Below are 25,185 nucleotides of genomic sequence, written 5' to 3' on the forward strand. Positions count from 1 at the left end.
TATGACGGCAACCTGAGCAGGAAGCGGAGCTACGCAGGCTCCGCGAGCTTCCTGCTCAGGTTGCCGTCAACGCCTCAGTTAATCTTGAGGCAGCAAAAGTTATAGAAGGAGTAGAGATGGTTGACGCAGCTCGTGCGGCAAAAATGGCCGACCGCATCAAAGTAATCGTTGCGAAGACGCTAGAGCGTGGCATCAGAGATCCGCGACTCGGATTTGTCACAATCACTGACGTTCGTGTCACCGGTGACTTGCAGCACGCCTCAATCTTCTTCACCGTCTACGGAACAGATGAGGAGCGCCTCGACAGCGCCGCCGCCCTCAAATCCGCTACCGGCCTTGTTCGTCGCGAAGTTGGGAAGAATCTCACCGCACGGCTCACCCCGTCGATTGAGTTCATTCCCGATGGAATTCCCGAGAACGCCGCACTGATCGATTCCCTCCTCACCGAGGCCCATCAGCGTGACGCATCGATCGGTTCGCTCAAGCAGAACGCTACCTACGCCGGCGACGAAGACCCTTACGTCAAACCGCGCGATATCGCCGCCGATGAAGAAGCTGCTGGCTTCGACGACGACGATGACGATGACGACGCCGTTTACGTCAGCAAAGACGACTAGAGCATCAGAGCATTCGACTACGGCAACTCGTAGTCGGAGCCTACTTTCACGGCGAGGCCGTCCGCGAGGAGCCCAGCGATGGCTCGATCTCGTTGGACACTTTCTGGCCACACTTGGGCAATTTCTTCTGCCGTCACCGGTACATCGCTTGCGCGCAATTCGGCGAGGATTAGGCCCCGCACTTGGCGGTCGGATCCCTCGAACCGTTTCTGGGTGGCTTGCCGTTTTCCCTCATACAGTGGGTAGCCCGCGGCACGCCACTGGCAGTGCTCCCTAATCGGGCACTCGTCACACAGCGGCTTTCTCGCGGTGCAGACGATGGCACCAAGTTCCATGACCGCAGCGTTAGTTGCGCGAGCCGCATCGCGTTCGGCTGGCAGCAGTTCTTCCATCGCTGCAAGGTCACGTTTCGTTGACGGCGGCCCCGCTTCGCCCTGACCGCGCACTGCTCGCGCAATTACTCGCCGAACATTGGTGTCGACGACCGGATGCCGGTGACCGTAGGCGAAGGCGGCGACAGCGCGAGCGGTGTAGTCACCTATGCCGGGAAGAGCCATGAGCGTTGGCACATCCTCCGGCACAATTCCGCCGTGGTGCTCAGTAATTGCTGTGGCCGCGGCGTGGAGGTTGAGCGCACGTCGGGGGTACCCAAGCCGTTCCCACGCCCGTACGGCATCGCCGGGAGGCGCTGAGGCGAGTGCAGCCGGTGTCGGCCACCGTTCGAGCCATTGCTCGAGTCGCGGTATGACTCGGATGACCGGGGTTTGTTGCAGCATGATTTCGCTGACCAAGATGCCCCAGGCGCCGTAGCCATCCTGGCGCCACGGCAATTCACGACCGTTCTCGACGAACCATTCTCGAATCAGCCGCGAAAGTATGACGAGATCTGCGGCCGAATTCTCAGTTGCCACTCGTGAGAGCCGCATAGCGGGCGGCGATGTCATCGGGGCTGAAGAAGGTGCCGCGTTCTTCTACCGCGTGTACGAGCTCGACCATAAGGGCGTTTACGGGAGCGCTGCTGTTGTTGGCGGCTGCGGTGCGCACAACGGCGCCGTTCAGCGCGTCCACTTCGCTTGGTTGGCCCCGTCGAATGCTCTGAAGGGTCGAGCCAGGGTTGGGGGTGCGGCCCATGCGCCGTGCCATGAGCCGGGGGAGTAGCTCGCCGAGCAGCAGCGGTGTTCGAGCGAACGTGCGCAATTGGCGATGGGTGAGCCCCTGGAGTGTTTCGAAGTGGATGTGATCGGCCAGCCCAACGCGCACTGTTTCGCGCATGCTTGCTGTCATTATGCGTCGTAGGCCTCGGTGTGAAACGACGGCTTGCACGCTACGGCCGCTAATCGCGGGCAGCGCGTTGACCTGATTGATGACGAGTTTTGTCCACTGTGCACCGCGAAAGTTGGGCACAACGAAGGTCGGCATGACGTCATTGAGGGTGTGGGCGGCATAGCGAGCAGGAACATCGTTGTCTCCAGCGACACCGACGTAGCTGGGGCCAGCGGCGGTGACATGGATCTTGCCAGGGGAGAGGAACGACGAAGCGAAAGTCGCGAGGCCTCCAATAATGTCGGAGCGAGGCGAGGCGTGCTGTGCGGCCTCGAGCGAATCGAGTCCGTTCTGAAAAACGACGACGGGAACGTTGCGCAAATATTTGATGTTGTCGCGAAGTGCTTGCTCAGCGTCGTGGGCCTTTGTCGCCACGACAACAAGCTCGTTGACGCGCGTGAGGGTCGCTGCCGCGCGAAGTCTGGCGGTGCTTTCGCCCCACGCGCCAGTGAGCGCGATGCCAGATTGGCGAATGGAGTGGAGGTGCGCCCCGCGCGCTGTCACTTCGACATCATGGCCGGCGCGCGCAAGCAAAGCCGCAATTGCGCCGCCGACGGCACCCGCCCCAATGATGCCAATTCGCATGGTCGAAGTCTAAGCGCTTGACCGCGCGAACGGCTGGGACTTGACCGGCGGTGTCGATACGCGTGTGCGATGCGAGAGAATTGGCTAATGTTGTTGCGCTGCCCATCCGGGGCCGCTGGGTTCGGGAGGTGCGGTCATGGCTAAACCACCGCGCAATCCGACGAGCGGAATCCTATTCATCGACAAGCCTCAAGGAATAACGAGTCACGGCGTTGTCGCCAGAGCTCGGGCATCCGTGGGAACACGCAAGATTGGCCACGCCGGCACTCTAGATCCCATGGCCACGGGTCTTCTCGTGCTCGGCGCGAATAATGCCACTCGGCTTCTGACCTACTTGGTTGGCCTCGATAAGCAGTACACGGCAACGATTCGGCTTGGCGCTTCGTCGAATACTGATGATGCCGATGGCGAGCTTTCAGCGCCCGCGGATGCTGCAGTACTTGCCGCGATCAGCGATGACGCTATTGGCGAAGCGGTCGCGCAATTCACGGGCCCCATCATGCAGCGGCCCAGCTCGGTCAGCGCGATCAAAGTTGGCGGTCGACGTGCCTACACGCTTGCTCGTTCCGGCGAAGAGGTTGTGTTGGCAGAACGCGCAGTGACGGTATCCGCTTTCGAGGTGCTCGAGATCGTGCGTGACGAGTTCATTGATGTGAAGGTTCGAGTCGACTGCACCTCGGGAACCTACATCCGAGCGCTAGCGCGCGATGTTGGTGAGGTGCTGGGAGTAGGCGGTCATCTCACTGTATTGAGACGCACCAAAGTGGGGCCATTCGCTGTCGAGATGGCGAGCACGCTCTCGGATGATCTCGAACAGCAGCTCGTTGCTCCCGCTCAGGTTGCTGGCACACTTTTTGAGACTGTCAAGATCAGTGATGAAGAAGCGTTCGAACTCTCGCGGGGCCAGCAGATTCCGCTTGGGCCCGTTGGCTCCGGCCCGCTCGCTGTTGTGAACTCTGGGGGCCGGCTCGTCGGTCTTGCAGAAGTCGTCAATGGCCGCACCCGCATCCTGTCGAATTTTCCGGCGGATGCCGTAGCAGTTCCCCAGGAAGGTTCCCCGCACGATGGTTGAATGGTTTGTGTGGGTGCAAGTGATCGTGGCGGTGCTTGCCGGCACCGCGGCAATAGTCGCTGGTTTCGCGGGAGTGAAGCCCAACGACTACACGCTGGGTGCCACGCTTCTCGTTGAAGCGCTCTTGGCCGTGCAGCTCGTGATGGCGATTGTCGCCCCAGCGTTCGGAAATGTGGCAACGGGCAGTGGCTTAGAGTTCTGGATCTATCTGGTCTCCGCCATCCTGATCCCGCCGGCTGCAGTGATGTGGGGACTGATCGAACGCAATCGTTGGAGCAGCGTTGTGTTGGGGGTCGCGTGCCTCTCAATCGCTGTGATGGTCTACCGGATGAGCCAAATCTGGTTTGTGCAATTGGCCTAGCCCAGAGCGCCTAAAGTTGAAGCGATGACTAGCCAGAATTCTTCCACCGCCACCGGTTTTGGCCGCGTGCTTATCGCCGTCTATGCCGTTATGGCGTTGGGGGCCACCGCGCGGTCGCTTTTTCAGATCGCAACGAAGTTCGATGACGCGCCTGTCGCGTATCTTCTGTCTGCGCTCGCGGGACTTGTCTATATTGTTGCGACGATTGCTCTTGTCCGTTCCGGAGCGCTCTGGTTCAGGGTTGCCGTGGTGGCAATCGTTTTCGAACTCGTCGGTGTACTGACCATTGGCACGCTCAGTCTCGTAGACGCTGTTCTGTTCCCCGCAGATACGGTGTGGTCGTCATTCGGGGCTGGCTACGGGTTCGTGCCGCTTATCCTTCCTGTTCTTGGGCTCATCTGGCTGTATCGGGTGCAGAAACCTCGGGAGAATCGCTGACATGGAGTTGTTCGAATCGATCGACGCTGTTCCGGATGATTTTGGTGCGGTTGCTATAACGATCGGCAAGTTTGATGGTGTTCATGGTGGCCATCGCGCGGTTCTTGAGCGATTGCAGCAGATTGCCGCCGAGCGGGACCTGCGTTCTGTTGTGGTGACTTTCGATCGTAATCCGATGAGTTTGTTGAACCCCGAGGCGTGTCCACTGCCGCTCGTGAGCCTTGAGCAAAAGCTAGAACGACTTGGTTCGACTGGCGTTGACGCGACTCTTGTTCTGGAATTCGATCGTGCGCTGAGCGAGGTGAGCGCTGAAGAGTTCGTAACGACAGTGCTGACGGGTGCTCTGCAGACTCGCGTCGTTCTTGTTGGTGCAGATTTCCGTTTTGGTGCACGCGGCGCTGGCGACGTCGATTTACTGCGGTCGCTGGGCAAGAAACACGGTTTTGAGGTCATCGTCATCGACGACATCGAGCTCGAGGCAGGTCGTCGTCTTTCGTCGACCTTTGTGCGAGAGCTACTTGCTGATGGCCGGGTCGCTGAAGCTGGTCGCATTCTGACGGCGCTGCATTCGGTGCGAGGTGTCGTTGTGCTCGGTCAGCAGCGCGGTCGCGAGTTGGGTTATCCGACAGCAAATCTTGAGCGATTGCCCGAAGGCTTTATTCCGGCGGATGGCGTCTATGCGGCCTGGCTCATAGTCGACGGCACACGTTTCGCGGCGGCTGTATCGATCGGCAACAATCCGACGTTTGAGGGCGTGGCGGCGAAGCAGGTTGAAGCCCATGCGCTCGATCAGGACTTCGATATCTATGGCAAGCGAGTCGAGATTGAGTTTGTTGAGTTCATTCGCGGGATGGTGAAGTTCTCGTCGATTGATTCTCTCGTCGAGGAGATGGGCCGCGATGAAGACACCGTGAGAACCATCTTGGGCGTCCCCGCGAAAGCGACGCCCAAGAAGTAGTTGCTGAGGCTAGCCCTTGATGAGCTTGTTGAGGGGGACCTTAACGACATTCTTGAGGTTCTCGACAATGTCATCGGGCACATCGCCGATGAGGGGCAGATTGGGGTCTTTCGCCCAGTTGCCGATCGTGTCGAGGATCGTGTCGGTATCGAGGCCCTGGAGCGTGGGCTGGATGCCTTCCCAGATTGGCTCGAGTGCATTGAGATCGAGACCTTTACCCCGAACCAAACCGCCGACAATATCTCCGATGCCCCGTGGTCGAATCCGCTGTTTCCCATGAGTATCTCCTTGGCGTGCAGCCAGCACGAGTTGCCGACTGGACCCATCATCGTAGAGACAGGGGTTAACGGGAAGTAGAGTAGTTCGAATGACTACTATCGCGCGCACTCTCTGGAGAGGCCGCATTCTCGCCCTCCTGGGGATTCTCTTTATCGCCCTCAATGTGCGCACCGCTGTCGCCGCAATTTCTCCGATTCTTGGGGTAATTCAAAACGACATCCCGCTCTCGAGCTTGGGTCTCGGAGTGCTCGGAATGCTTCCCCCTGTTGCGTTCGCCCTTGCCGGCCTTGGTGCACCGGCACTTGCTCGTGCTCGCGGGCTTGATGCGAGTTTGCTGATCGCGGCAATGGCGATGGTTTTGGGTTCGAGCATCCGCGCCGTCAGTGATGACTTCGTCATGCTTGCTCTTGGCAGCATCATCGCTCTCGGAGGAATGGGAATCGGAAATATCCTGTTGCCTCCCGCCGTAAAGAAGTACTTCCCTGATCGCTTGGGCACGGTTACCGGCGGCTATGTCATGCTCGTCTCGCTGGGTGCCGCGATCCCGGCATTCTTTGCTGCTCCGTTGGCTGAGGTTGCCGGATGGCGTGTATCGGTGGCGGTGTGGGCTCTGCTGGCCCTTACTGCGCTAGTGCCGTGGCTCCTGTTGTGGGCGCGTGGACGTCATGCTCGTCGCACTGTCGCGAGTGAAGAAGCTCTCCTGCCGACGTCGGACAGTATTTCGGTGTGGTCAATGGCGCGTTCGAGAACGGCCTGGGCCATCACGATTGCCTTCGCTGTCTCGTCGATCAGCTTCTATTCGTTCTTCGCTTGGCTTCCTGAAATCCTTATTGAGTCCGCCGAAATGACGCCTGTAGAGGCTGGCGCAATGCTGTCGCTCTTCGGGCTCATCGGGATTCCGCTGGGCATTGTGAGCCCGATTCTGGTCAGCCGAATCTCCAACGTCGGTCTGCTCATGCTTGGCGGAGTAGCGGCCGGTGCCGCAGGTTTCCTTGGGCTAGCCTTTGCTCCCACTGTTGCGACCTGGCTGTGGGTTATTTTCGTGGGAATTGGCAGCATCATGTTCCCGCTCAGCCTTGTGCTGATCAACCTGCGCACCCGTAGTCATGACGCCTCGGCTGCTCTCAGCGGTTTCGTGCAGAGCGTTGGCTACACCGTCGGCGCGCTCGGCCCGTTCGCTGTCGCGCTAGTTCGAGAGCTTTCTGGTGGGTGGGTTGCGCCCCTGATGTTCTTGCTCGCCACTAGCTTGCTTGCCATCATCAGCGCATTCTGGCTGACTCGGCCGCGATTCGTCGAAGATGAGTTACGCATTCCCGTTGGCGAACTCGCGGACTAGACCTTTAGCTCTGCAGCGCGGAATTGCTGAGTCGCTCGGGGTGATGAACGAGAGCGGCGGCGCCAATCAGCGGGCCGTCGCTAGAGAGACCTGACGCCACAACGCGCACCTTCGTGATGAACGGGAACGGCGCGCGGTCGGTGATCGCTTCTGCGACGAGGTCAATGTAGTCGGCGGCGACGTGGGAGAAGCCGCCACCGATCGCAACGAGTTCGAGGTCGACAAGAGCGGTAGCCGAGGCGATTCCGTGGCCGACAGCGCGTGCCGAGCGGCGAACGGCGCGAATTGCGATCTCATCTCCGGCAGCGTAATCAGCCGAGAGCTCTTCTCCCGTGCTGCCGTTCCAGCCGTGAGCTTGTGCCCATTCGACAGTCTTGGGCCCGGAAGCCACAGCTTCTACGCATCCGGTGCCGCCGCAGCCACACAGGGTGTCCTCGCCGCCGACTTCGACGTGACCGAAGTGGCCACCGTTGCCGGTGGGGCCGTCGATGAGCTGGTTGTCGAGGATGAGTCCTCCACCGACACCGGTCGAGACGACCATTCCCATGAAGTACTTCACTCCCTGAGCGGCGCCGATCCAGTGTTCAGCGAGAGCGATGCAGTTTCCGTCGCCACGCAGCGCAACGGAGATGCCGGGAAGCTCTGCTTCGACGAGGGCGCGCACGCCATAGTCTCGCCAGGCCGGCAAGTTGAGGGGTGATACTTCGCCGCGCGATACCGAAATGGGCCCGGCGCTACCGATGCCAGCGCCCAGAAGTTCAGCGCCATCGGGGAGGGCGGCATTCGACTGTCGCACGACGGTGCGCACGCTCTCGGCGAGTTGCTCGCTCGATGATGCGCGGCCCGTGGGGGCTCGGAAGCGGCTCGTCGCGAGAACGACACCGTTCGGGTCTACGAGGGCAGCCTCGACTTTGGTTCCGCCAATGTCGATGGCGAGGGCATAACGATTCGATGTGGTGGTGGTCACGGCATCCACCTTATTGGGTGTCTGTGGTGATCGTGGTTCACCTGATGACTTTCGTGTGGCATTCAGCTTGAGGGTGTTGGCTGCGCATGTGCGCATCGCCCAGTGAGAATTGCTGCTCATCTGAGCAGATGCAACTGCATATGTTGCAGCGGGCGTCGAGGAACTCTATCGTTGAGGGAGGAGGCAGCAGTGGACGAATCAACCGAGCTCTTGGCCGTGCGTGTTGCCGAGCTCTATTACGAAGAGAACAAGACTCAAGACGAAGTCGGAGCTCTTCTCGGGATTACCCGCTGGAAAGTGGGCCGACTGCTCACTCGTGCCCGCGAAGCAGGAATCGTGCGCATCGAGATCATTCACCCCCGCGCTCGGCGGCTGGATGTCGAACGGCAGTTGCGAGACCGCTTCGGTCTGAAAGATGCGGTCGTGGTTCCGCTGCCCGCGGATGACGAAGAGGTCAACCCTCGCGTGGCTCAAGCGGCTGCCGACTACTTGGCCGCTGTTCGCCCCGTTCCGCGCACTCTGGGCGTCAGCTGGGGTCGCACGCTCGACGAGGTCGCTCGTTTACTTGCTCCCGGCTGGACCGTTGGCGTGCAGGTCGTGCAGATCAACGGCGGTGTGAGTCTCAACAGTAAGCAGGGAACCGCAGCCCAAACTGCTGTCACTATCGCCCAGAAGGGGCACGGTCAAGCGACGCTGCTGCCGATCCCCGCGATTCTGGAGCAGGTCGAGACGAAGCGTGCGATAGAACGCGACCGTGCTGTGGCTAGCGTTCGTGCACTGGGTGCTTCGGCATCCGCCTATTTGTATAGTGCCGGTGTTGCTGGTGCTAGTTCGGTCCACGTCGATAGTGGTTACCTGACCGAGAACGATGTCGATGACCTCGTCTCTAAGGGAGCCGTCGGCGACGTGGTTGGTCGTTACATCAACAGCGCTGGCAAGATCGTTGACTCTGCTCTAGACGAGCGCACTGTCGGTATCGGTCTTGATGAGCTTCGTGCAGCAGATCACGCAATTTTTGTCGTCGCTGGCGACGCTAAACATGACGTCGCGCGCGCCGTCGTTACGAGTGGGCTGTGTTCCGTCATCGTCACCGATGAGGCCACAGCGCACGCCCTTCTGGAGGAAACCACATGACAATCGAATCGGCCATCGCGCTCGCACCTGCTGAGCGCGCGGTCAATCTCATCGGAGCAGATCTGACCGAGAAATCTCTCAAGCTTCACCTTGAAGGACTCTCGGGCGTTGACGCTGTTGGGCTTGAGCAGCGCGCAGCGGGTCTGGGAACGCGTTCCATCAAGACCACGTCGAAGGCATGGGCTCTCGACACCATCATCAAACTCATCGACCTCACCACTCTTGAGGGCGCAGACACACCTGGCAAGGTTCGCTCGCTCGCGGCCAAGGCTGTACTGCCGGATGCTTCGGATGCGTCGACCCCTCAGGTCGCTGCCGTCTGCGTCTATGGCGACATGGTCCCGTACGCGGCTGAAGCCCTCGGGTCATCCTGGTCAAACGGTTCAGACAACGGAATCAACGTTGCCGCCGTCGCGACCGCGTTCCCGAGCGGACGCTCATCGTTGCCGATCAAGATCATGGACACCAAGGAAGCCGTAGCTAACGGCGCAGACGAAATCGACATGGTTATCGACCGTGGCGCTTTCCTCTCGGGCAAGTACGGTGTTGTCTTCGACCAGATCGTCGCTGTCAAAGAAGCGTGCCGCCGCGAGAACGGCACCTACGCTCACCTCAAGGTGATCTTGGAGACCGGCGAACTCAACACCTACGACAATGTGCGCCGTGCATCCTGGCTCGCAATTCTGGCCGGGGGAGACTTCATCAAGACCTCCACCGGAAAGGTTTCGCCCGCCGCAACCCTGCCCGTCACCCTCCTCATGCTCGAGGTTGTGCGCGACTGGCACTTGCTCACCGGCGAAAAGATCGGGGTGAAGCCAGCAGGCGGCATCCGCAGTTCTAAAGACGCGATCAAATACCTCGTCACAGTCGCTGAGACTGTCGGCGAGGAATGGTTGCAGCCGCACCTGTTCCGTTTCGGAGCATCCAGTCTTCTCAATGACGTGCTCATGCAACGTCAGAAGCTCACTACCGGCCACTACTCAGGCCCCGACTACGTCACGATTGACTAAGGCACACCATGACTGAGAATGACAAAGCATTAAGCGTGAAAGCACCAAGCTTTCTCGACTACGCGCCAGCTCCAGAGTCCACTTCGGTTCTGCACTTGAAGAAACACTACGGTCTCTTCATCGATGGTGAATTTGTGGATGGCCGCGGAGACGCGTTCAGCACGATCTCACCGGCAACCGAAAAGGAGATCGCCTCGATCTCCAACGCCAACAGCGCTGATGTGGATGTCGCAGTCGCTGCAGCCCGCAAGGCCTACGACCGCACGTGGTCGAAGCTGTCGGGCGCAGACCGCGGCAAGTACCTCTTCCGTATTGCGCGCCTCGTGCAGGAGCGGGCTCGTGAGCTTGCTGTTGCCGAGAGCCTCGACAACGGAAAGCCGATCAAGGAGAGCCGCGACGTTGACGTACCTCTCGTTGCTGCCTGGTTCTTTTACTACGCCGGTTGGGCTGACAAGCTCGACTACGCCGGTCTCGGACCGAACCCGCAGTCGCTCGGTGTTGCCGCTCAGGTGATCCCGTGGAACTTCCCGCTGCTCATGCTCGCGTGGAAGATCGCTCCGGCGCTTGCGGCGGGAAACACCGTCGTGATCAAACCGGCCGAAACTACTCCGTTGAGCGCAATGATCTTTGCTGAAATCTTGCAGCAGGCTGACCTGCCGAAAGGTGTCGTCAACATCATCACCGGTGCCGGCGACACGGGCCAGGCGCTCGTCAATCACCCTGACGTCAACAAGGTTGCCTTCACCGGGTCAACCGGCGTTGGCCGTGCGATCGCCAAATCGGTTGCCGGAACGGGCAAAAAAGTCACTCTCGAACTCGGTGGCAAGGCAGCAAACATCGTGTTCGATGATGCGCCAATCGACCAGGCCATCGAGGGAATCGTCAACGGCATCTTCTTCAACCAGGGCCACGTCTGCTGTGCAGGTTCGCGCCTACTGGTTCAGGAGAACATTCACGATGACGTCGTCGACCGCCTCAAGGCGCGATTGTCGACCCTCCGAATGGGCGACCCGCTTGATAAGAACACCGATATCGGTGCAATCAACTCCAAGGGTCAGCTCGACCGCATCCGCGAACTCAGCGACATCGGGGAAGCTGAAGGCGGCGAGCGTTGGACTGCCGACTGCGCGATCCCTGAGAACGGTTTCTGGTTCGCCCCGACGATCTTCACGAACGTGTCGACCTCGAGCCGCATCGCTCGCGAAGAGGTCTTCGGGCCCGTTCTGAGTGTCTTGACGTTCCGCACGCCGGCCGAGGCCATCGCCAAGGCCAACAACACGCCCTATGGGCTGTCTGCGGGCATCTGGAGCGACAAGGGCTCGCGCATCCTCGCTGTGGCTGACAAGCTGCGCGCCGGTGTCATCTGGGCCAACACCTTCAACCGTTTCGATCCTGCGTCGCCGTTCGGTGGCTACAAGGAGAGTGGCTACGGCCGCGAGGGTGGCCGTCACGGACTCGCCGCTTACCTAGAATCCGCTGGATGGGCCGCGCCCGCCGTCACGAAAGGTGGCAAGAAATGACCCGTCTCACGGTTCCTAAGACCTACAAGCTCTACATCGGTGGCAAGTTTCCGCGCAGCGAAAGCGGTCGCACCTACGAGGTAGCAACCAAGAAGGGCGCCTTCCTCGCGAACGCTGCCCTGGCAAGCCGCAAGGACGCTCGGGATGCCGTAGTCGCCGCCCGCGCAGCATTCAGCGGCTGGTCGGGGGCCACGGGCTACAACCGCGGCCAGGTGCTGTATCGCATCGCCGAACTGTTGGAGGGTCGTCGCGAGCAGTTCATCGACGAGCTCATGGCAACGGAGTCGCTGTCGAAGGCCGCGGCAACGGCGCAGCTGGATACGGCGATCGATGCGTGGGTGTGGTACGCGGGGTGGGCTGACAAGTACGTGCAGGTCGCTGGCAACGGTAACCCCGTTTCAGGGCCGTACTTCAACCTCTCAACGCCTGAGCCAAGTGGTGTTATCGCCATTGTGGCTCCGCAGGACTCGTCGTCGCTGCTCGGGCTCGTGAGCGTCATTGCTCCGGCACTCGTCAGTGGAAACACGGTTGTCGTGGTTGCTCACCAGAACGCCCCGCTCAGCGCGATCAGCCTCGCTGAGGTTCTCGCGACGAGTGATGTTCCCGGTGGTGTCGTCAACATCCTCACCGGTTCTCCGGCGGAAATTGCACCGTGGCTTGCGAGCCACGCGGATGTCAATGGTCTCGACCTTGCCGGAGCAGAACAGCTCGAGTGGGTTGACCTTCAGATCGCCGCGGCAGACACTCTCAAGCGCGTATCCGGACCGGTTATCGGTGTTCCGGCGCCGTCAATTGAACGTGTTGTGCAGTGGACTGAGACCAAGACGGTGTGGCACACGAAGTCTCTGATTTAGCCGAGAAGTGCGGCGTGAAGCTTGATCTAGACGATTATCTGCGGATACTTGCTGGGTAATGGTCTTTTCACGCCGCACTTTCTCGCGTATCGGTGCCGCGCTCTTCGCGCTACTGATCGCTGTTGTCGTGATCCCGGTTGCCGACGCGGCGCCGGCCAGCGCTGCTCCCGCCGACACCATTCACAGTTTGGTGAATCAAGCACGCTGGAAAGTGGGTCAGGCTGGTCTGATTCGTAATTCAGCGATGGATGCTGTTGCTCTCGATTGGGCAAAAAACATGGCCGCGAATAACTGGATGCCACACAATCCCCATTATTCGAGCCAAATCCCTAGTGGCTGGAACAAGGCTGGGGAAAATGTTGCTCAGGGCTACCGCACCGCTCAATCGATGCACGATGGCTGGATGGGGTCCCCAGGTCATAAGGCAAACATTCTGGGGTCGTTCACCGACGTTGGCATCGCGTTTTACGAGAGCGGCGGAACAACGTGGGGTGTGCAAGTCTTTGCGAACTACGCTGGGCACTCCGGACCAGCAGCGCCGGCGGCCGCGGTCGCCCCGGCCCCAGCACCAGCCCCGGCGCCTGCCGTTGAAACAGAACCTGCTCCTGTAGCCGAAGCTCCGAAGGAAGACGCTCCGAGCTCCGCTGAGAGAGCTGCCGCTCAAGCCGCTGAGGATGCCGAGATCTCACCGTCGCCAACGGCATCCGCCGATGCGGGCGAAGACGCTGATTCGAGATCGCCGTCGACCATGTCGCGCGAAGAATTGCAGGCGAGCGTGTACGGCGACAGACCAGATCAGACCTGGATCGCGTGGTCTGTTTTCGCCGGAATTCTCTTGCTTAGCGCCGGCGTCTGGTTTGTGGTGTGGCGAAGACGAGCTCGAAGCTGACATTCTGGCCGCGAGCGTTCAGCCTCTGTGCGCTGGTTCTCAGTTGCGCTGTTTAGAGTTCTGACATGCGCGTTCTTGTAACTGGAGCAACAGGATATTTGGGTGGCCGACTCGTTCCTCGGTTGATAGATGCTGGGCACTCCGTGCGCGTGCTTGTGCGCAACCCTCGCAAGCTGCGTGATGTTCCGTGGCGGGACGACGTGGAGACCGTAATCGGTGATCTCACCGATGCCGAGACACTGACCACTGCTGTCGCCGATATCGACGCGCTCTACTATCTCGTGCACGCCATGGGGGCTAAGGGCGATTTTGAAGCGACCGAGAAGCTCTCCGCCAATAACGTGGCGGTGGCAGCGAAAAGCGCCGGAGTATCGAGAATTGTCTACCTCGGCGGACTTCACCCTGAAGGCGACATTAGCGAGCTGAGTCGTCATTTGCGCAGTCGCGCTGAGGTGGGTCGGATCCTGATGGACTCCGGCGTGCCCACGATCGCATTCAACGCTGGTGTCGTGATTGGTTCAGGCTCGGCGTCGTTTGAGATGATCCGTCACCTCACCGAGGTGTTGCCCTACATGCCAGCGCCGAAGTGGGTGCGCAACTTCATCCAGCCGATCGCCGTACGAGACGTGCTCTACTACCTAGTTGCGGCACTCGAATTGGATAAAGATCTCAACCGTAGCTTCGATATCGGCGGCCCAGATGTGCTCCGCTACGGCCAAATGATGAACGGCTATGCTCTCGAAGCTGGCCTGCACCAGCGCCCCATCGCCTCGTTGCCGGTGCTAACGCCGTGGCTCGCGTCGCAGTGGGTAAACCTGGTGACTCCCATTCCCCGGTTGCTCGCGGTGCCGATCATCGAGTCTCTTCAGTTTGATTGCATTGTGCGCGATGAATCTGTCTCTGACTTCATCCCCAAGCCACCGGGCGGGCTTACGGGTTACCGGGCCTCGGTGCGTTTAGCTCTAGTGAAGATGCGCGACGGGGAAGTCGCGACCAGTTGGCAAGACGCCACCGTCGCTGGGGCTCCGAGCGACCCGATCCCGAGTGATCCAGAATGGACGGGCCACACTGTCTACACCGATCTGCGAGAGCGAAGCACTCCGGCATCGCCAGCAGCACTCTGGGCTGTAGTTGAAGGAATTGGGGGTGAGAACGGATGGTATTCGTTCCCTCTTGCGTGGGCGTTGCGGGGCTGGGCAGACAAGCTGGTTGGCGGAGTTGGTTTGCGGCGCGGACGTCGTCATCCGAGTACTCTCAATACTGGAGACGCGCTCGACTTTTGGCGGGTTGAAAGCATCGACCATGGTCACAGTCTTCGGCTGCGGGCCGAAATGAAACTGCCGGGTCGAGCCTGGCTCGAATTGACCGTTAAACCGGATGGCGCTACCGGATCGCTGTACCGCCAGCGCGCAGTGTTTTTTCCTAGCGGTTTGGGCGGCCGCCTCTATTGGGCAGCGATTCTTCCCTTCCATGGTGTGATTTTCAGCGGCATGGTAAATCGGATCGTTGCTGCAGCAGAATCGAACACCGCTGACTGACCACGCTTGGCTAATGACCCGACTGCGATACATTTGACTAATGTCTGGAATCGTCGTTGTCGGCAGTGCAAATATTGATCAGGTTTTTCGCGTTGAGCGCATCCCTTCGCCGGGAGAAACCGTACTTTCGCACGGTCTGAGCACTGCGCTTGGCGGCAAAGGGCAAAACCAGGCCGTTGCTGCAGCTCGCGCCGGAGCACAAACCACCTTCGTGGGTGCCGTCGGCGCAGACACGTTCGGCGAGATGGTGCGCGCGGGAATGGGCGACGATTTGATTGATATAGCCCAATTACGCACCTCGCCCAAGCCAACCGGCACAGCACTGATTGCTGTTGACGGAACGGGCGAGAACACGATCATCGTTGAGCCGGGGGCTAACGGCGATATTGTGGCTCTCAGCAGTGCGGATGCGGCAGCGATCACGGCGGCGTCGGCTCTCGTGATGCAGTTGGAAATTCCGCTAGCCACAGTCGTCGAGGCGGCAAAAATCGCTCAGGCGGCTGACACTCTGGTCATTCTGAACGCTGCACCCATTCAGACGCTTCCTCAAGAGCTGCTTGACGTTCTTGATGTACTAATTGTGAATGAGCATGAAGCTGCCGAGCTGGCACGTGATAACGGTTTGGACCCTGAACTCGACGGACTGGGGGAGCGCCTTCTCTCGCTGGTGCCAACAGTGATTGTGACTCTCGGTTCGAAGGGTGCTTCCTTGCACCGCACTGGATTTGATCAGATTGTTGTCCCGGCACATCGTGTGACTTCAGTTGATGCCACGGGCGCTGGGGATACGTTCTGTGGTGCTTTCGCGGCGGGCCTCGTTGAAGGAATGGAGGCGGATGTAGCATTACGATTTGCTGTGGCGGCGGCATCCATTTCGGTCGAGAGCAATGGAGCTGTGCCGTCGATTCCGCGACGTGCGGCCATCGAGACACGCGCAAAAGAATCTGCGCATTAGGTAACGGATTGATAACAGACTCGCTATAGTGGGGTCACCGTGAACGTACGGCAACCCGACAAAGGATGGCGAGTCAATGGCGACATCGCAGAACCCGGCACCTCACTATCGAGACCAACGAGCGCGAAGAGTGACCCTCGCCGACGCCCTCGTTGCCGCAATTACTCTCGCGCTCGTGCTGAATGCTAACGTCAGCCGCGTTCATGCCGCCGGTGCTTTCTCATCCCTTCGTGCGCCTGGAGAGGCCGCGTTCATCGCCGGGCACCGCGGAGACAAAATGATTGCGCCAGAGAACACCCTTGAGGCGCTCGGTCACGCGCTCAATAGCGCAGCAGACTACGTCGAAACTGACGTGCAACTCACTGCCGACGGCGTTCCGGTACTGATGCACGATTGGACAGTCGATCGCACAACAAACGGCACGGGCCCCGTCTGGGGTTACAGCTATGACGAGCTTGCCAAGCTTGATGCTGGCTCGTGGTTTGGTGAAGCCTTTGCGGGGGCGTCAGTTCCCACGCTGGAAGAGTTTCTCAATTTGCTTCGCTGGTCTACAAAGAACGCCATCCTCGAACTCAAAGGATCGTGGACTGATGAACAGGTTTCCCTGATTTCTGACCTCATCGCGCGTCATGGTGTCAGCGATCATGTCATCATCGGAAGCTTCGACATCATGACACTGCGAGCACTGCAGCGCGTCAACCCCGAGCTGCCAGGCATGCTTATTGTGCGAGACATTGTCGGTGACCCAGGAGCGCTGGCCGCAGCAGCGGGCGCAGTTGCTCTCGTCACAAGCAAAAAAGCGATTACGGCTGATCCTGAATTAGTGCAGCGGGTGCATGATGCTGGCCTCGGAATACTCATCTACACCCTTAACGATTCTGAGACGTGGTCGGATGCGGTGTCGTTGGGCGTTGACGGGATCGTCACCGACAGACCGGCAGAGTTGGGACAGTGGATCGCTCGCGAGTTCACCGACCCCGAGGATCTGCCATTCGCTAGGGGAGTGCGAGTTGCAGGCTAAAGCGAGGCGATGAGGGCTCGATAAAAGTCGATGCCGGCGAGGTAGCTGCTCACGAGCATCCGCTCGTTTCGGGCGTGAAGTGTATCGCGAACCTCGCGTGCCATCGCAAACGGGGTAAATCGATAGACTCCGCGGCTAATGCGTGTGAAGTGGCGACTGTCTGTTGCACCGTTCTGCACATAGGGCGTCACGATCGTTCCCGGGAAGCTTTTCTCAATTGTCGAGCGAAGCAATTCCCAAGCCAACCCCGTAGTCGGCGAGACGGGAGACGGCTCACCGGGGGACTCGACGGTGATTCTGACCCGCTTGTCGTTTACTGCCCTTGTCACATGTTTGAGAGTCGCTTCGAGGGTGGAGTTGACAGCGATTCGTACGTTGATGATGGCGCTGACCCGCTCCGGCAGCGCGTTGACGGCGTGGCCGCCTTCGAGGATTGTTACGGCCTGAGTTGTGCGCAACATTGCGGCTAGCTCGTCGCTCTTGCGCACCAGAATGGGCACGAGGAGCCCCCGTGTCCACGACACATTGCGCAGCAAGAAGCCGCTGAAGCCCCCGGCATGCTCGCCGAGAGTGCGAAGCAAGTCTGAGCCTGTCGAAGTCAAATGGGCGGGAAAGGGACGAGCATTGAGACGAATTATCGCTTGAGCGAGTCGAACAGCGGCGGGAGTGCGTGGTGGCGTTGAGGCGTGTCCGCCTGACTGGTCGACAGTCAAACGCAAGGCAGCCGTACCCTTCTCGGCGACTCCAACAACTGCCATGGGGGCTGTGACCTGATCGAAGACGTCGTCAACAATCGCGCCGCCTTCGTCGAGCACCAAGACGGGTTTCACTCCGCGTTGTTCGAGCAGATCCACAATCGCTGAAGCCCCAGTGCCGTGTGTTTCTTCGTCGTGGCCAAAGCACAGGTAGATATCTTGAGACGGCACTAGGCCAGCTTCGAGTTGAGACTCGACGGCTTCGAGGATGGCGACGACCGAGCCCTTGTTGTCGAGCGTTCCGCGCCCCCAGATAAATTGTTCTTCGCCTTTGCCGCTGAGTTCAGCGGCAAACGGCGGCCGCTTCCAACCTTCAGGGGGAGCGGCAACAACGTCGTAGTGGGCCAAGAGCACTGACGGTTCTGTCGATGCACGTCCGCGCCAGCGAAAAATAAGGGAGTAGTCAAGCACTGTCTCACGTTCGAGACGGCTGTGGCACAGTGGATAGAGTTTGCGCAGCGCTGAAGCGAAGCGGGTAAATTCTGCCCACTCAGTTGCGTCCACATCCTCGCGGGAAACTGTAGGGATTTGTACGAGCTGTTGCAGGTGTTCGACAGCCAAGGCACTCTTCATACGTCGACTCTATCGAGAGCTGGGCGGTGATTGCCCCCACCCGGGGGTCGTAATGCGCGAGGAAGGAAGACTGTGACTCGACTGGAGCTGGCGGCCAATGGTCATCGAGCACGCCGATATCTGGTGCTTGCCGGAGCCCTCCTGTGGGCAATCGGGATGATTCTGCCGCCGACGATGGCGACCGCAGCACCCACGGCAGCGACTACGCCGAACGCGCACGCTCTCACAGATCCCCCTACAAGCATCGTGAGCGCCGGTCTCGACGATTTCGTATTCGATAGTTATGACGCCGAGTTCTTTCTTGATCGCGATAGCGAAGGTCATTCGACGCTTTCCACGGTCGAAACTTTTGTTGCGGTATTTCCGGCAGACCAGAACCGGGGGATGCGGCGAGCGATCCCTGATTACTACCAGGGTGTGCCGGTAAACCTAGCCAATATTTCGGTGACAGACGAGACCGGCAAACCTCGACCATTCGACGTGGAGCATGACGAGGGATTCACTCTGATCACGAGTGCCGCAAACACGTTTGTCAGCGGAGCCCAAACGTACGTCTTCAGCTATGACCAAACTGACGTCACTCGATACTTTTCCAACACTGAGGCTGACGAATGGTACTGGGACACGAACGGCACGGGTTGGCAACAACCGTTTGGCTCAGTCACAGCAACCATCCACTTGGGCGAAGGGCTCGCAGATGCACTCATTTCGCCGCCTCGCTGCTATTGGGGCTACGAAGGATCGACAGAGGTATGCGAGATCGTCTCGGTTGACGCGAACGATTTTGTTGCCTCCCACGATCTCTTAAGCGCAGGTCAGAACCTCACCGTCGCAATGGGATTCGAACCGGGAACCTTTGTGGCTCGAGACAGCTCCTATTTCGCCTCAACCTCGGGCTATCTGCAACCGTTGGGTGCTCTCGGCGCTCTTGCAGGCCTCATCTGGGCGTTCCGTACGCGGCGAACAAAACTTGCCGACGCTGCAGGGCGGCCCACCATCATCGCCGAATATTCGCCTCCCAGCGACGTGCCACTCGTCACGGCAGCCCTTCTTCTTGGCAAGCGCAATAAAGCGATCGCCGCGCAAATCCTCGAGTTTGCCGTCCGAGGCAAGCTTCGGGTTCGTGAAGCGGAATCGAGTGGGTTCTTCTCGTCGCGCACCGAGTATCTCCTTGAGTTGGTTGACCCAACGGGGGTGCGTGGCGCTGAACTAGAGATATTGCGCGCGCTTTTCGGGAAGTCATTGCAGCACGGCGCGGTGCGAAGTCTCGCGAAGGCCGATCAGAAGCTCAGCCAGAAGCTCTACAAAATTGTGGAGCGAGAGAATTCCGGACTCGTTGCTGCCGGTTTCCGTCGCACAGTGTCGGCGAGTAGCTACCTACCGATTGCGGTGTCGGCGGTCGCGATAGCCGCAGTCATATTCTTCGGAGTCCTGCTGATCGATGGTGCCTATGGATCCGGAGTCCCATTCGTGATCATTGCGGGTTCGATTGTCGCGGGGGTAGCGACTCTGGTGTTGCTCTTTCGCACGCCCGTCACCGCGCGCGGCGCCGAAGCTAGAGACCATCTTGAGGGACTTGAGTTGTACATCCGGCTGGCAGAAGCGGACCGGTTGAGGATGCTGCAAAGCCCTGAAGGTGCCTTGCGCGAGAAAAGTACATCGACCGGTAACAACGACGTGCTCAAGATCTACGAGAAGCTCCTGCCCTATGCAGTGCTTTTTGGGCTCGAAAAGCAGTGGTCTGGGGAGCTGAGTCGGTACTACTCTGAACGCTCACCCGATTGGTATAGCGGTTCTGGCGCGTTCAACGGTGCACTGTTTGCCTCAAGTATTTCGTCAATGTCTGATTCGATCGCAAGTTCGTACTCTGGCAGCGCGTCGAGCAGTTCGAGTGGAGGTTCCGGCGGCGGCGGCTCTTCCGGTGGTGGTGGCGGCGGTGGTGGCGGTGGCGGCGTGTAGCGCTCTGCAGAGTCAGCCGCGGGTATATTTGCTCTAATGAGTGCTACGTACCCCAACAGGCCACGCCGAGTGGTCCTCCCGGCAGCAATCCTCGCTGTGCTCGTGCTCCTCGTTGGGGCGGGCATCATCGACACCGAGATTTTCACAGTGGTTCGCTACGTTGTCAGCATTCTTGCGTTGATTTGCGTGGTGCTCGTGGTTCAGGCTCACCAATGGTGGTGGGCGATCGCACTCGTGCCGATTGCGATTTTATGGAATCCCGTGTTTCCAATTGTCGTCGCCGACACTCAGTTGTTCGCGGGATTGCACTACACCGCAGCGCTTGTGTTCATCGTTATTGGCGTCGCCGTTCGCGTCACCGATACCCAAAGTCGAGGTTAATTCGCTCGAGTAGCACATGATCCCGTTTTTCTGCGTACACTAGTAACGCATCCCTTGAGACCACCAATCGCACCGCAGTTGGGTCTGGCTCACTCGAGCGGATGTTGTCACTCAGCATGAGGTCCCATTCGTGGCAACGTCTTCGAGCCGTCGATCCGTGTGACTGAGCATTTGCCTAGCGCCAGGAGAATAGTTGACCAACTCGTCAAAGACCGATCCCTCGCAGCGCAACAAGCGACCCAAAAACTCTGGTCAGCGACAAGCCGGCGCTCAACGTCGACGCGCTCGCCCCGGTGACGACACCGGAGTAATCCCCGTGCTCGCTCGCGCCGCTCGTGAAGTCGAGACTGCCGTGCAAAAGGGCCCGCTTAAGCCTGCTAACCGTGCACGCTTCCAAGTCGCCGCGCTGCTCCTGCGTGAAGAGCGCGCCAGAGTCAAGGTTGATGCAACGCTGACTGAGTCTGAACGAGCTAATGAGCAGAAGCGCCTTGATGGCCTCGCCGGCATCTTGGCTAAGACCGCAGCGCGAGACACTAGCCTGCTTTCGATGCTCGGGGAGGCCGCCCCAATCACGCCAGCAGCGAAAGCTCTGCGCCGTGACCTTTTGTTGGCTGCTGGCGTTGAGCTGAGCCCTGAAGAGTTGATCATTTCCGCCGAGCCGAAGCCTGTAGACAAGCAGGTCGATAAGCAAGTTGTGCCAGCATCCGTTCGTCAAATGCAAATGGCAAACCCCTTCTTGGCTCCCGATTTCAGTGCAGTGGCTGCAAAGCCAGAGCACGGAAACCGCCTCGCAAACTGGGAACTCATTGACCCTCTGTTCCGGGCTTTCGAACACGGATCTGGCGGTGGTGCTGCGTCAATGGAACTGCCGGAAGCTGAATCGCTTCGCACGCGGGGAAATCTCGATCTCATGCGGCACCAAGCTCGTTTCGTCGAGCGCGTCAAGCAGGGCCACCGCACGTTCCTCCTCGCCGATGAGCCAGGACTCGGCAAGACGGCTCAAGCGCTGATGGCGGCGGAGGCTTCTCACTCGTACCCATTGCTCGTTGTTGTCCCTAACGTCGTCAAGACCAACTGGGAACGCGAAGTGGAACTGTGGACTCCTGGTCGCACCGCGACTGTTGTTCACGGTGATGGCGATTCTGTCGATGCCTTCAGCGACGTCGTCATCGTCAACTATGAGGTTCTCGACCGCCACGTCGGTTGGCTCGGACGATTTGGCTTCAAAGGCATGGTCGTCGATGAAGCCCACTTCATTAAGAACCTCAAATCTGAACGTTCCAAGCATGTACTTAGCCTGTCTCACAGCATCCGTGCGACGTACCCGAAGGCGCTCTTGATGGCGCTAACCGGAACACCGCTCATCAACTCGATTGAAGACTTCCGAGCAATCTGGCAGTTTCTGGGCTGGATCGATGCGACGAAGCCACTCGCACCACTCATGGCAAAGCTCGAAGAATCAGATCTCACCCCCGCTGACCCCGGTTTCTTCTCCGAAGCGAGACGTGCGGTTATCGATATGGGTATCGTTCGTCGCAAGAAAGTGGATGTCGCGGCTGACATTCCGGCGCGACGCATCGCCGATATTCCCGTTGAACTCGACGATGATCTCGGTCGCTCGATTCGGGCGGCAGAGCAAGCGCTCACCGCGCGACTCCTTGATCGCTTCACTCGAGTGCGCAACCTCAAGCCCGATGTCGCTGTCGAAGACTTGATTCGGGTCGTCGCTCACGCCGAGCTCGAAGAGTCAAAGAGTGCAACCACGGGAGAGAACGTCTTTACGATGGTGCGTCGAATTGGGCAGGCAAAGGCTACGCTCGCCGCCGATTACACAGCGCAATTGGCTCGCTCAGTCGGCAAGGTTGTGTTTTTCGCCAAGCACATCGATGTGATGGACACCGCCGAGGCACACTTTGCCAAGGTCGGACTTAAGTCGGTGTCGATTCGCGGTGACCAGAGCGCCAAGGCTCGCCAAAACGCCATCGACTCGTTCGCCGATGACCCCGACGTTTCCGTAGTGGTTGCATCGCTTACCGCCGCTGGCGTTGGACTAAACCTTCAGGCAGCATCCAACGTTGTTCTCGCCGAACTTAGTTGGACGAACGCCGAGCAAACGCAGGCGATCGACCGCGTGCACCGAATCGGCCAAGAGCTTCCGGTGACAGCCTGGCGCATCATCGCAGCGCACACGATTGATGCGCGAATCGCAGAGCTCATAGACAGTAAGGCTGGATTGGCTGCACGGGCACTTGACGGTTCAGATGACGAAGTCATTGCGGAGTCGAATATCCAACTTCAGGCGCTTTCCGCGCTGCTGCGGGACGCCATCAAGAATTAGCTCACCGTTAAGAACTGACGTTCTCGTCACCGGTCTCCGTCGGCTCACGCGTGGCCGAAGCGTAGAATGGTTGCATGAGTGACACGCAGGTTTTGTCGTGCCAACCGTCAACGGAGATGAGAACCAACAGTTGAGCAATGCCTCTTCGCACAACACCACTACCCGCATCGAATCCGATTCGCTCGGCTCGCTAGAGATTCCGGCAGATGCCTATTGGGGGGTCCACACTCTCCGAGCAATGCAGAACTTTCCGATAACTCGGCGTGCGATCTCTGTCTATCCTGACCTCGTTCGCGCTTTGGCTCACATCAAGCAGGCGGCGGCTCGTGCCAACGCCGAACTCGGTGTTCTGGAATCGAAGAAAGCGCACGCTATCGATACCGCGTGCCAAGAGATTCTCGATGGCGCACTTCATGCAGAGTTCTGTGTCGGGGTGATTCAGGGCGGTGCTGGCACGTCTACCAACATGAACGCCAACGAGGTGATTGCCAACCGCGCCCTCGAAATCTTGGGGCACCAGAAGGGCGAGTACTCCTTCCTGCACCCCATCGATGATGTCAACCGCAGCCAGAGCACGAACGATGTGTATCCGACCGCGATCAAGCTAGCGATGATCTTTGGTGTTCATCGGCTTCTCACCGAACACGCACTGCTGTCCGAGTCTTTCGCGGTCAAGGGTCGCGAGTTTGTCAAGATTCTCAAAATCGGTCGCACTCAAATGCAAGACGCGGTGCCCATGACCCTTGGCCAAGAGTTCACTGGCTTTTCGCACACGCTCGAAGAAGATCACGCCAGACTCACCGACGTTCTGCCCTTCATGAGCGAAATCAATATGGGCGCCACTGCCATCGGCACAGGAATTACCGCCGATTCTCGGTACGCCGAAGCGGTACGACGCCACCTGACGGATGCCACCGGCATCGAGATGAAGACCGCGTTCGACCTCATCGAAGCTACGAGCGATGTGGGAATCTTTATGTCGCTGAGTGGAATTCTCAAGCGTTCGGCCGTGAAGCTTTCGAAAATCTGCAACGACCTTCGATTGCTTTCCAGCGGCCCGCAAGCCGGTTTCGGTGAGATCAACCTCCCGGCAAAGCAGGCAGGTTCCTCGATCATGCCTGGCAAGGTGAATCCGGTTATCCCCGAGGTCGTCAATCAGGTCGCATTCAGCGTAATCGGGGCGGATGCCACAGTCACCGCCGCGGCCGAAGCAGGGCAATTGCAGCTCAACGCTTTTGAGCCCGTCATTGCCCACTCGCTGCTTCAGTCGCTGGCCTGGATGACTAACGCTTGCCGTACTCTTCGCGAGAACTGCATCGATGGAATCACGGCCAACGAGGAACGTCTCGCGGCACAGGTCGAATCGAGCGTAGGCGTTGTTACCGCTCTTACTCCCTACATTGGCTACGCAGCAGCGGCGACCCTCGCGCATACAGCGCTGACGACGAACGCATCCATTGCACAACTTGTGGTCTCTGCCGGGCTCATGAAAGAAGAAGACGTCGCCCGAGTGCTCACTCCTGAGCGACTGAGTGGGGTTTCGCCTATGACCTCCGCAATCACCCTTCCCTGGCTAGCTGAAGAAGAATAGCCAGCCCCAACGCAGAAGACGCCTAACCTCTCGCGCTGCGGCCTAACCTCTCGCGCTGCGAGGGGCTAGGCGTCTTCTGAGTTAACCAGTGTGTGCCGGATTGAGGGGCACGAGTCGTAGGGCGCTAGGGCTTCTTCGAGGTCGGGGTGTCGTACTCAGAGTCGTCATCGTCTTCGTCATCGAGGGGCGCTAAAGCCTCGTCGCGCGCCTTGCCCGCTGTCGCAAAAGCACGATCGATAACGCTTTCGCCTCGCTCTCGAAGTTCGGCGGCAGTGTGAGTGGCGTTGTCTCGCACATCGCTCGCAGTGTGGGTCACTCGACCGACCGCATCCCGTGCCGTTGTTGAAGCTCGGCCAGCGAGTTCTTTTGCCGAGCCCTTGGCAGAATCAGCGAGATCCTTCGCGGTCTCTTTGGCAGTCTCGGCAAGTTCCTTTGCCGTGCCCTTCGCGGACTCGGCAACCTCGCGCGCCGTTTCAGCGACGTCTTTAGCCGTGCTGGTTACGAATCCCGGGGTAGCTTTTGCGACAGCCTCAGCCTTGTCGCGCAAGATCGGTGCCTGAGTGCGTGCATAGTCTTCGACTCTTATGCGTGCCTTGCTGACTCGCGGGCTCTCCCAGAGTTCTGTTGCCTTGCCTTTCATCTGGTCGTAACGTTCGCGGCCGGCGCGCGCGCCGAGAACATAGCCGATGGCAATACCGAGTGCGAGTTTCACGAGTCTGGCGTTCATGCGT

Annotated in this window: 24 protein-coding genes; 18 read left to right on the forward strand and 6 right to left on the reverse strand. The window is 59.3% G+C overall.

All coding sequences use genetic code 11. The features are described 5' to 3' along the window. The first annotated feature begins 116 nt into the window (after window positions 1-116). On the forward strand, window positions 117-617 hold the full coding sequence (rbfA, locus tag ACOH1Z_RS12900; RefSeq protein ID WP_449648903.1) for a 30S ribosome-binding factor RbfA: 501 nt from the start codon (window positions 117-119) through the stop codon (window positions 615-617). 17 nt (window positions 618-634) lie between these two features. On the opposite strand, the gene ACOH1Z_RS12905 is transcribed toward rbfA, so the two are convergent. Together ACOH1Z_RS12905 and ACOH1Z_RS12910 are read right to left on the reverse strand one after the other, a co-directional pair. Then, window positions 635-1,528 (reverse strand): iron-sulfur binding domain-containing protein, encoded by an 894-nt coding sequence (locus ACOH1Z_RS12905; protein WP_449648904.1) that lies wholly within the window; start codon window positions 1,526-1,528, stop codon window positions 635-637. Continuing rightward, the gene (locus ACOH1Z_RS12910) at window positions 1,518-2,525 is read right to left on the reverse strand and encodes a ketopantoate reductase family protein (protein WP_449648905.1); all 1,008 of its coding nucleotides are present in this window, start codon (window positions 2,523-2,525) and stop codon (window positions 1,518-1,520) included. The genes ACOH1Z_RS12905 and ACOH1Z_RS12910 overlap by 11 nt, the downstream gene beginning before the upstream one ends. Window positions 2,526-2,661: 136 nt before the next feature. Between ACOH1Z_RS12910 and truB the strand changes: the two genes are divergently transcribed. Genes truB through ACOH1Z_RS12930 form a run of 4 tightly spaced genes read left to right on the forward strand, consistent with a single transcriptional unit; the run spans window position 2,662 to window position 5,354 of the window. Beyond that, on the forward strand, window positions 2,662-3,597 hold the full coding sequence (gene truB / locus ACOH1Z_RS12915) for a tRNA pseudouridine(55) synthase TruB (protein ID WP_449648906.1): 936 nt from the start codon (window positions 2,662-2,664) through the stop codon (window positions 3,595-3,597). After that, a complete protein-coding gene (locus ACOH1Z_RS12920; RefSeq protein ID WP_449648907.1) occupies window positions 3,590-3,958 on the forward strand; it encodes a hypothetical protein in 369 nt (122 codons plus the stop codon). Before truB ends, ACOH1Z_RS12920 begins: the two co-directional genes overlap by 8 nt. A gap of 24 nt (window positions 3,959-3,982) precedes the next feature. Continuing rightward, window positions 3,983-4,396, forward strand: coding sequence for a hypothetical protein (locus ACOH1Z_RS12925; protein WP_449648908.1), 414 nt, complete (start codon window positions 3,983-3,985; stop codon window positions 4,394-4,396). Window position 4,397: 1 nt separating this feature from the next. After that, entirely contained in the window at window positions 4,398-5,354 is a 957-nt protein-coding gene (locus tag ACOH1Z_RS12930; RefSeq protein ID WP_449648909.1) for a bifunctional riboflavin kinase/FAD synthetase, read from the forward strand. A gap of 9 nt (window positions 5,355-5,363) precedes the next feature. Here ACOH1Z_RS12930 and ACOH1Z_RS12935 read toward each other — a convergent pair whose 3' ends face one another. Then, a complete protein-coding gene (locus ACOH1Z_RS12935; protein ID WP_449648910.1) occupies window positions 5,364-5,582 on the reverse strand; it encodes a hypothetical protein in 219 nt (72 codons plus the stop codon). 139 nt (window positions 5,583-5,721) lie between these two features. Here ACOH1Z_RS12935 and ACOH1Z_RS12940 point away from each other — a divergent pair, with 139 nt between their 5' ends. Continuing rightward, window positions 5,722-6,969, forward strand: coding sequence for an MFS transporter (locus tag ACOH1Z_RS12940; RefSeq protein WP_449648911.1), 1,248 nt, complete (start codon window positions 5,722-5,724; stop codon window positions 6,967-6,969). Window positions 6,970-6,973: 4 nt separating this feature from the next. On the opposite strand, the gene ACOH1Z_RS12945 is transcribed toward ACOH1Z_RS12940, so the two are convergent. Beyond that, window positions 6,974-7,936: an ROK family protein gene (locus tag ACOH1Z_RS12945; RefSeq protein WP_449648912.1), complete on the reverse strand. Its 963-nt coding sequence runs from the start codon at window positions 7,934-7,936 to the stop codon at window positions 6,974-6,976. A gap of 189 nt (window positions 7,937-8,125) precedes the next feature. Here ACOH1Z_RS12945 and ACOH1Z_RS12950 point away from each other — a divergent pair, with 189 nt between their 5' ends. From ACOH1Z_RS12950 to ACOH1Z_RS12985, 8 genes are all read left to right on the forward strand, one after another. Continuing rightward, entirely contained in the window at window positions 8,126-9,070 is a 945-nt protein-coding gene (locus ACOH1Z_RS12950) for a sugar-binding transcriptional regulator (protein ID WP_449648913.1), read from the forward strand. Beyond that, on the forward strand, window positions 9,067-10,080 hold the full coding sequence (gene deoC, locus ACOH1Z_RS12955; RefSeq protein WP_449648914.1) for a deoxyribose-phosphate aldolase: 1,014 nt from the start codon (window positions 9,067-9,069) through the stop codon (window positions 10,078-10,080). The genes ACOH1Z_RS12950 and deoC overlap by 4 nt, the downstream gene beginning before the upstream one ends. Before the next feature lie 8 nt (window positions 10,081-10,088). Further along, a complete protein-coding gene (locus ACOH1Z_RS12960) occupies window positions 10,089-11,600 on the forward strand; it encodes an aldehyde dehydrogenase family protein (RefSeq protein ID WP_449648915.1) in 1,512 nt (503 codons plus the stop codon). Then, entirely contained in the window at window positions 11,597-12,454 is an 858-nt protein-coding gene (locus ACOH1Z_RS12965; RefSeq protein WP_449648916.1) for an aldehyde dehydrogenase family protein, read from the forward strand. The genes ACOH1Z_RS12960 and ACOH1Z_RS12965 overlap by 4 nt, the downstream gene beginning before the upstream one ends. A gap of 58 nt (window positions 12,455-12,512) precedes the next feature. Continuing rightward, complete coding sequence (locus tag ACOH1Z_RS12970; protein ID WP_449648917.1) at window positions 12,513-13,343, forward strand: CAP domain-containing protein; 831 nt, start codon at window positions 12,513-12,515, stop codon at window positions 13,341-13,343. 65 nt (window positions 13,344-13,408) lie between these two features. Then, entirely contained in the window at window positions 13,409-14,881 is a 1,473-nt protein-coding gene (locus tag ACOH1Z_RS12975; protein WP_449648918.1) for an SDR family oxidoreductase, read from the forward strand. A 40-nt stretch (window positions 14,882-14,921) separates the two neighbouring features. Next, on the forward strand, window positions 14,922-15,836 hold the full coding sequence (locus ACOH1Z_RS12980; protein ID WP_449648919.1) for a ribokinase: 915 nt from the start codon (window positions 14,922-14,924) through the stop codon (window positions 15,834-15,836). Between the two features lie 76 nt (window positions 15,837-15,912). Continuing rightward, window positions 15,913-16,857 carry a glycerophosphodiester phosphodiesterase gene (locus tag ACOH1Z_RS12985; RefSeq protein ID WP_449648920.1) on the forward strand — a complete coding sequence of 315 codons (945 nt, stop codon included), beginning with the start codon at window positions 15,913-15,915 and terminating at the stop codon, window positions 16,855-16,857. Here ACOH1Z_RS12985 and ACOH1Z_RS12990 read toward each other — a convergent pair. After that, entirely contained in the window at window positions 16,854-18,185 is a 1,332-nt protein-coding gene (locus ACOH1Z_RS12990) for a M20/M25/M40 family metallo-hydrolase (protein ID WP_449648921.1), read from the reverse strand. The genes ACOH1Z_RS12985 and ACOH1Z_RS12990 overlap by 4 nt on opposite strands. 72 nt (window positions 18,186-18,257) lie before the next feature. Between ACOH1Z_RS12990 and ACOH1Z_RS12995 the strand changes: the two genes are divergently transcribed. The 4 genes from ACOH1Z_RS12995 (at window position 18,258) to ACOH1Z_RS13010 (ending at window position 24,454) form a co-directional block, all read left to right on the forward strand. Beyond that, the gene (locus ACOH1Z_RS12995) at window positions 18,258-20,144 is read left to right on the forward strand and encodes a DUF2207 domain-containing protein (RefSeq protein ID WP_449648922.1); all 1,887 of its coding nucleotides are present in this window, start codon (window positions 18,258-18,260) and stop codon (window positions 20,142-20,144) included. A 36-nt stretch (window positions 20,145-20,180) separates the two neighbouring features. Beyond that, the gene (locus tag ACOH1Z_RS13000; protein WP_449648923.1) at window positions 20,181-20,525 is read left to right on the forward strand and encodes a DUF6804 family protein; all 345 of its coding nucleotides are present in this window, start codon (window positions 20,181-20,183) and stop codon (window positions 20,523-20,525) included. A gap of 193 nt (window positions 20,526-20,718) precedes the next feature. After that, window positions 20,719-22,863: a DEAD/DEAH box helicase gene (locus tag ACOH1Z_RS13005; RefSeq protein ID WP_449648924.1), complete on the forward strand. Its 2,145-nt coding sequence runs from the start codon at window positions 20,719-20,721 to the stop codon at window positions 22,861-22,863. A gap of 97 nt (window positions 22,864-22,960) precedes the next feature. Further along, window positions 22,961-24,454 (forward strand): aspartate ammonia-lyase, encoded by a 1,494-nt coding sequence (locus tag ACOH1Z_RS13010; RefSeq protein ID WP_449648925.1) that lies wholly within the window; start codon window positions 22,961-22,963, stop codon window positions 24,452-24,454. A gap of 124 nt (window positions 24,455-24,578) precedes the next feature. Here the strand turns inward: ACOH1Z_RS13010 and ACOH1Z_RS13015 are convergent, their stop codons facing one another. Then, window positions 24,579-25,181 carry a protoporphyrinogen oxidase gene (locus tag ACOH1Z_RS13015; RefSeq protein WP_449648926.1) on the reverse strand — a complete coding sequence of 201 codons (603 nt, stop codon included), beginning with the start codon at window positions 25,179-25,181 and terminating at the stop codon, window positions 24,579-24,581. Between the last annotated feature and the right edge of the window lie 4 nt (window positions 25,182-25,185).

It is taken from the genome of Rhodoglobus sp. (genome assembly GCF_053580035.1).

Bases quoted from the DNA above. Each gene is read 5' to 3' on its own strand.
- ACOH1Z_RS12920 (WP_449648907.1), top strand. From the start codon at position 3,590: ATGGTTGAATGGTTTGTGTGGGTGCAAGTGATCGTGGCGGTGCTTGCC.
- ACOH1Z_RS12910 (WP_449648905.1), bottom strand. From the start codon at position 2,525: ATGCGAATTGGCATCATTGGGGCGGGTGCCGTCGGCGGCGCAATTGCG.
- ACOH1Z_RS13000 (WP_449648923.1), top strand. From the start codon at position 20,181: ATGAGTGCTACGTACCCCAACAGGCCACGCCGAGTGGTCCTCCCGGCA.
- rbfA (WP_449648903.1), top strand. From the start codon at position 117: ATGGTTGACGCAGCTCGTGCGGCAAAAATGGCCGACCGCATCAAAGTA.
- ACOH1Z_RS12975 (WP_449648918.1), top strand. From the start codon at position 13,409: ATGCGCGTTCTTGTAACTGGAGCAACAGGATATTTGGGTGGCCGACTC.
- ACOH1Z_RS12940 (WP_449648911.1), top strand. From the start codon at position 5,722: ATGACTACTATCGCGCGCACTCTCTGGAGAGGCCGCATTCTCGCCCTC.
- deoC (WP_449648914.1), top strand. From the start codon at position 9,067: ATGACAATCGAATCGGCCATCGCGCTCGCACCTGCTGAGCGCGCGGTC.
- ACOH1Z_RS12970 (WP_449648917.1), top strand. From the start codon at position 12,513: ATGGTCTTTTCACGCCGCACTTTCTCGCGTATCGGTGCCGCGCTCTTC.
- ACOH1Z_RS12985 (WP_449648920.1), top strand. From the start codon at position 15,913: ATGGCGACATCGCAGAACCCGGCACCTCACTATCGAGACCAACGAGCG.
- ACOH1Z_RS12925 (WP_449648908.1), top strand. From the start codon at position 3,983: ATGACTAGCCAGAATTCTTCCACCGCCACCGGTTTTGGCCGCGTGCTT.
- ACOH1Z_RS13015 (WP_449648926.1), bottom strand. From the start codon at position 25,181: ATGAACGCCAGACTCGTGAAACTCGCACTCGGTATTGCCATCGGCTAT.
- ACOH1Z_RS12980 (WP_449648919.1), top strand. From the start codon at position 14,922: ATGTCTGGAATCGTCGTTGTCGGCAGTGCAAATATTGATCAGGTTTTT.
- truB (WP_449648906.1), top strand. From the start codon at position 2,662: ATGGCTAAACCACCGCGCAATCCGACGAGCGGAATCCTATTCATCGAC.
- ACOH1Z_RS12965 (WP_449648916.1), top strand. From the start codon at position 11,597: ATGACCCGTCTCACGGTTCCTAAGACCTACAAGCTCTACATCGGTGGC.
- ACOH1Z_RS12930 (WP_449648909.1), top strand. From the start codon at position 4,398: ATGGAGTTGTTCGAATCGATCGACGCTGTTCCGGATGATTTTGGTGCG.
- ACOH1Z_RS12960 (WP_449648915.1), top strand. From the start codon at position 10,089: ATGACTGAGAATGACAAAGCATTAAGCGTGAAAGCACCAAGCTTTCTC.
- ACOH1Z_RS12990 (WP_449648921.1), bottom strand. From the start codon at position 18,185: ATGAAGAGTGCCTTGGCTGTCGAACACCTGCAACAGCTCGTACAAATC.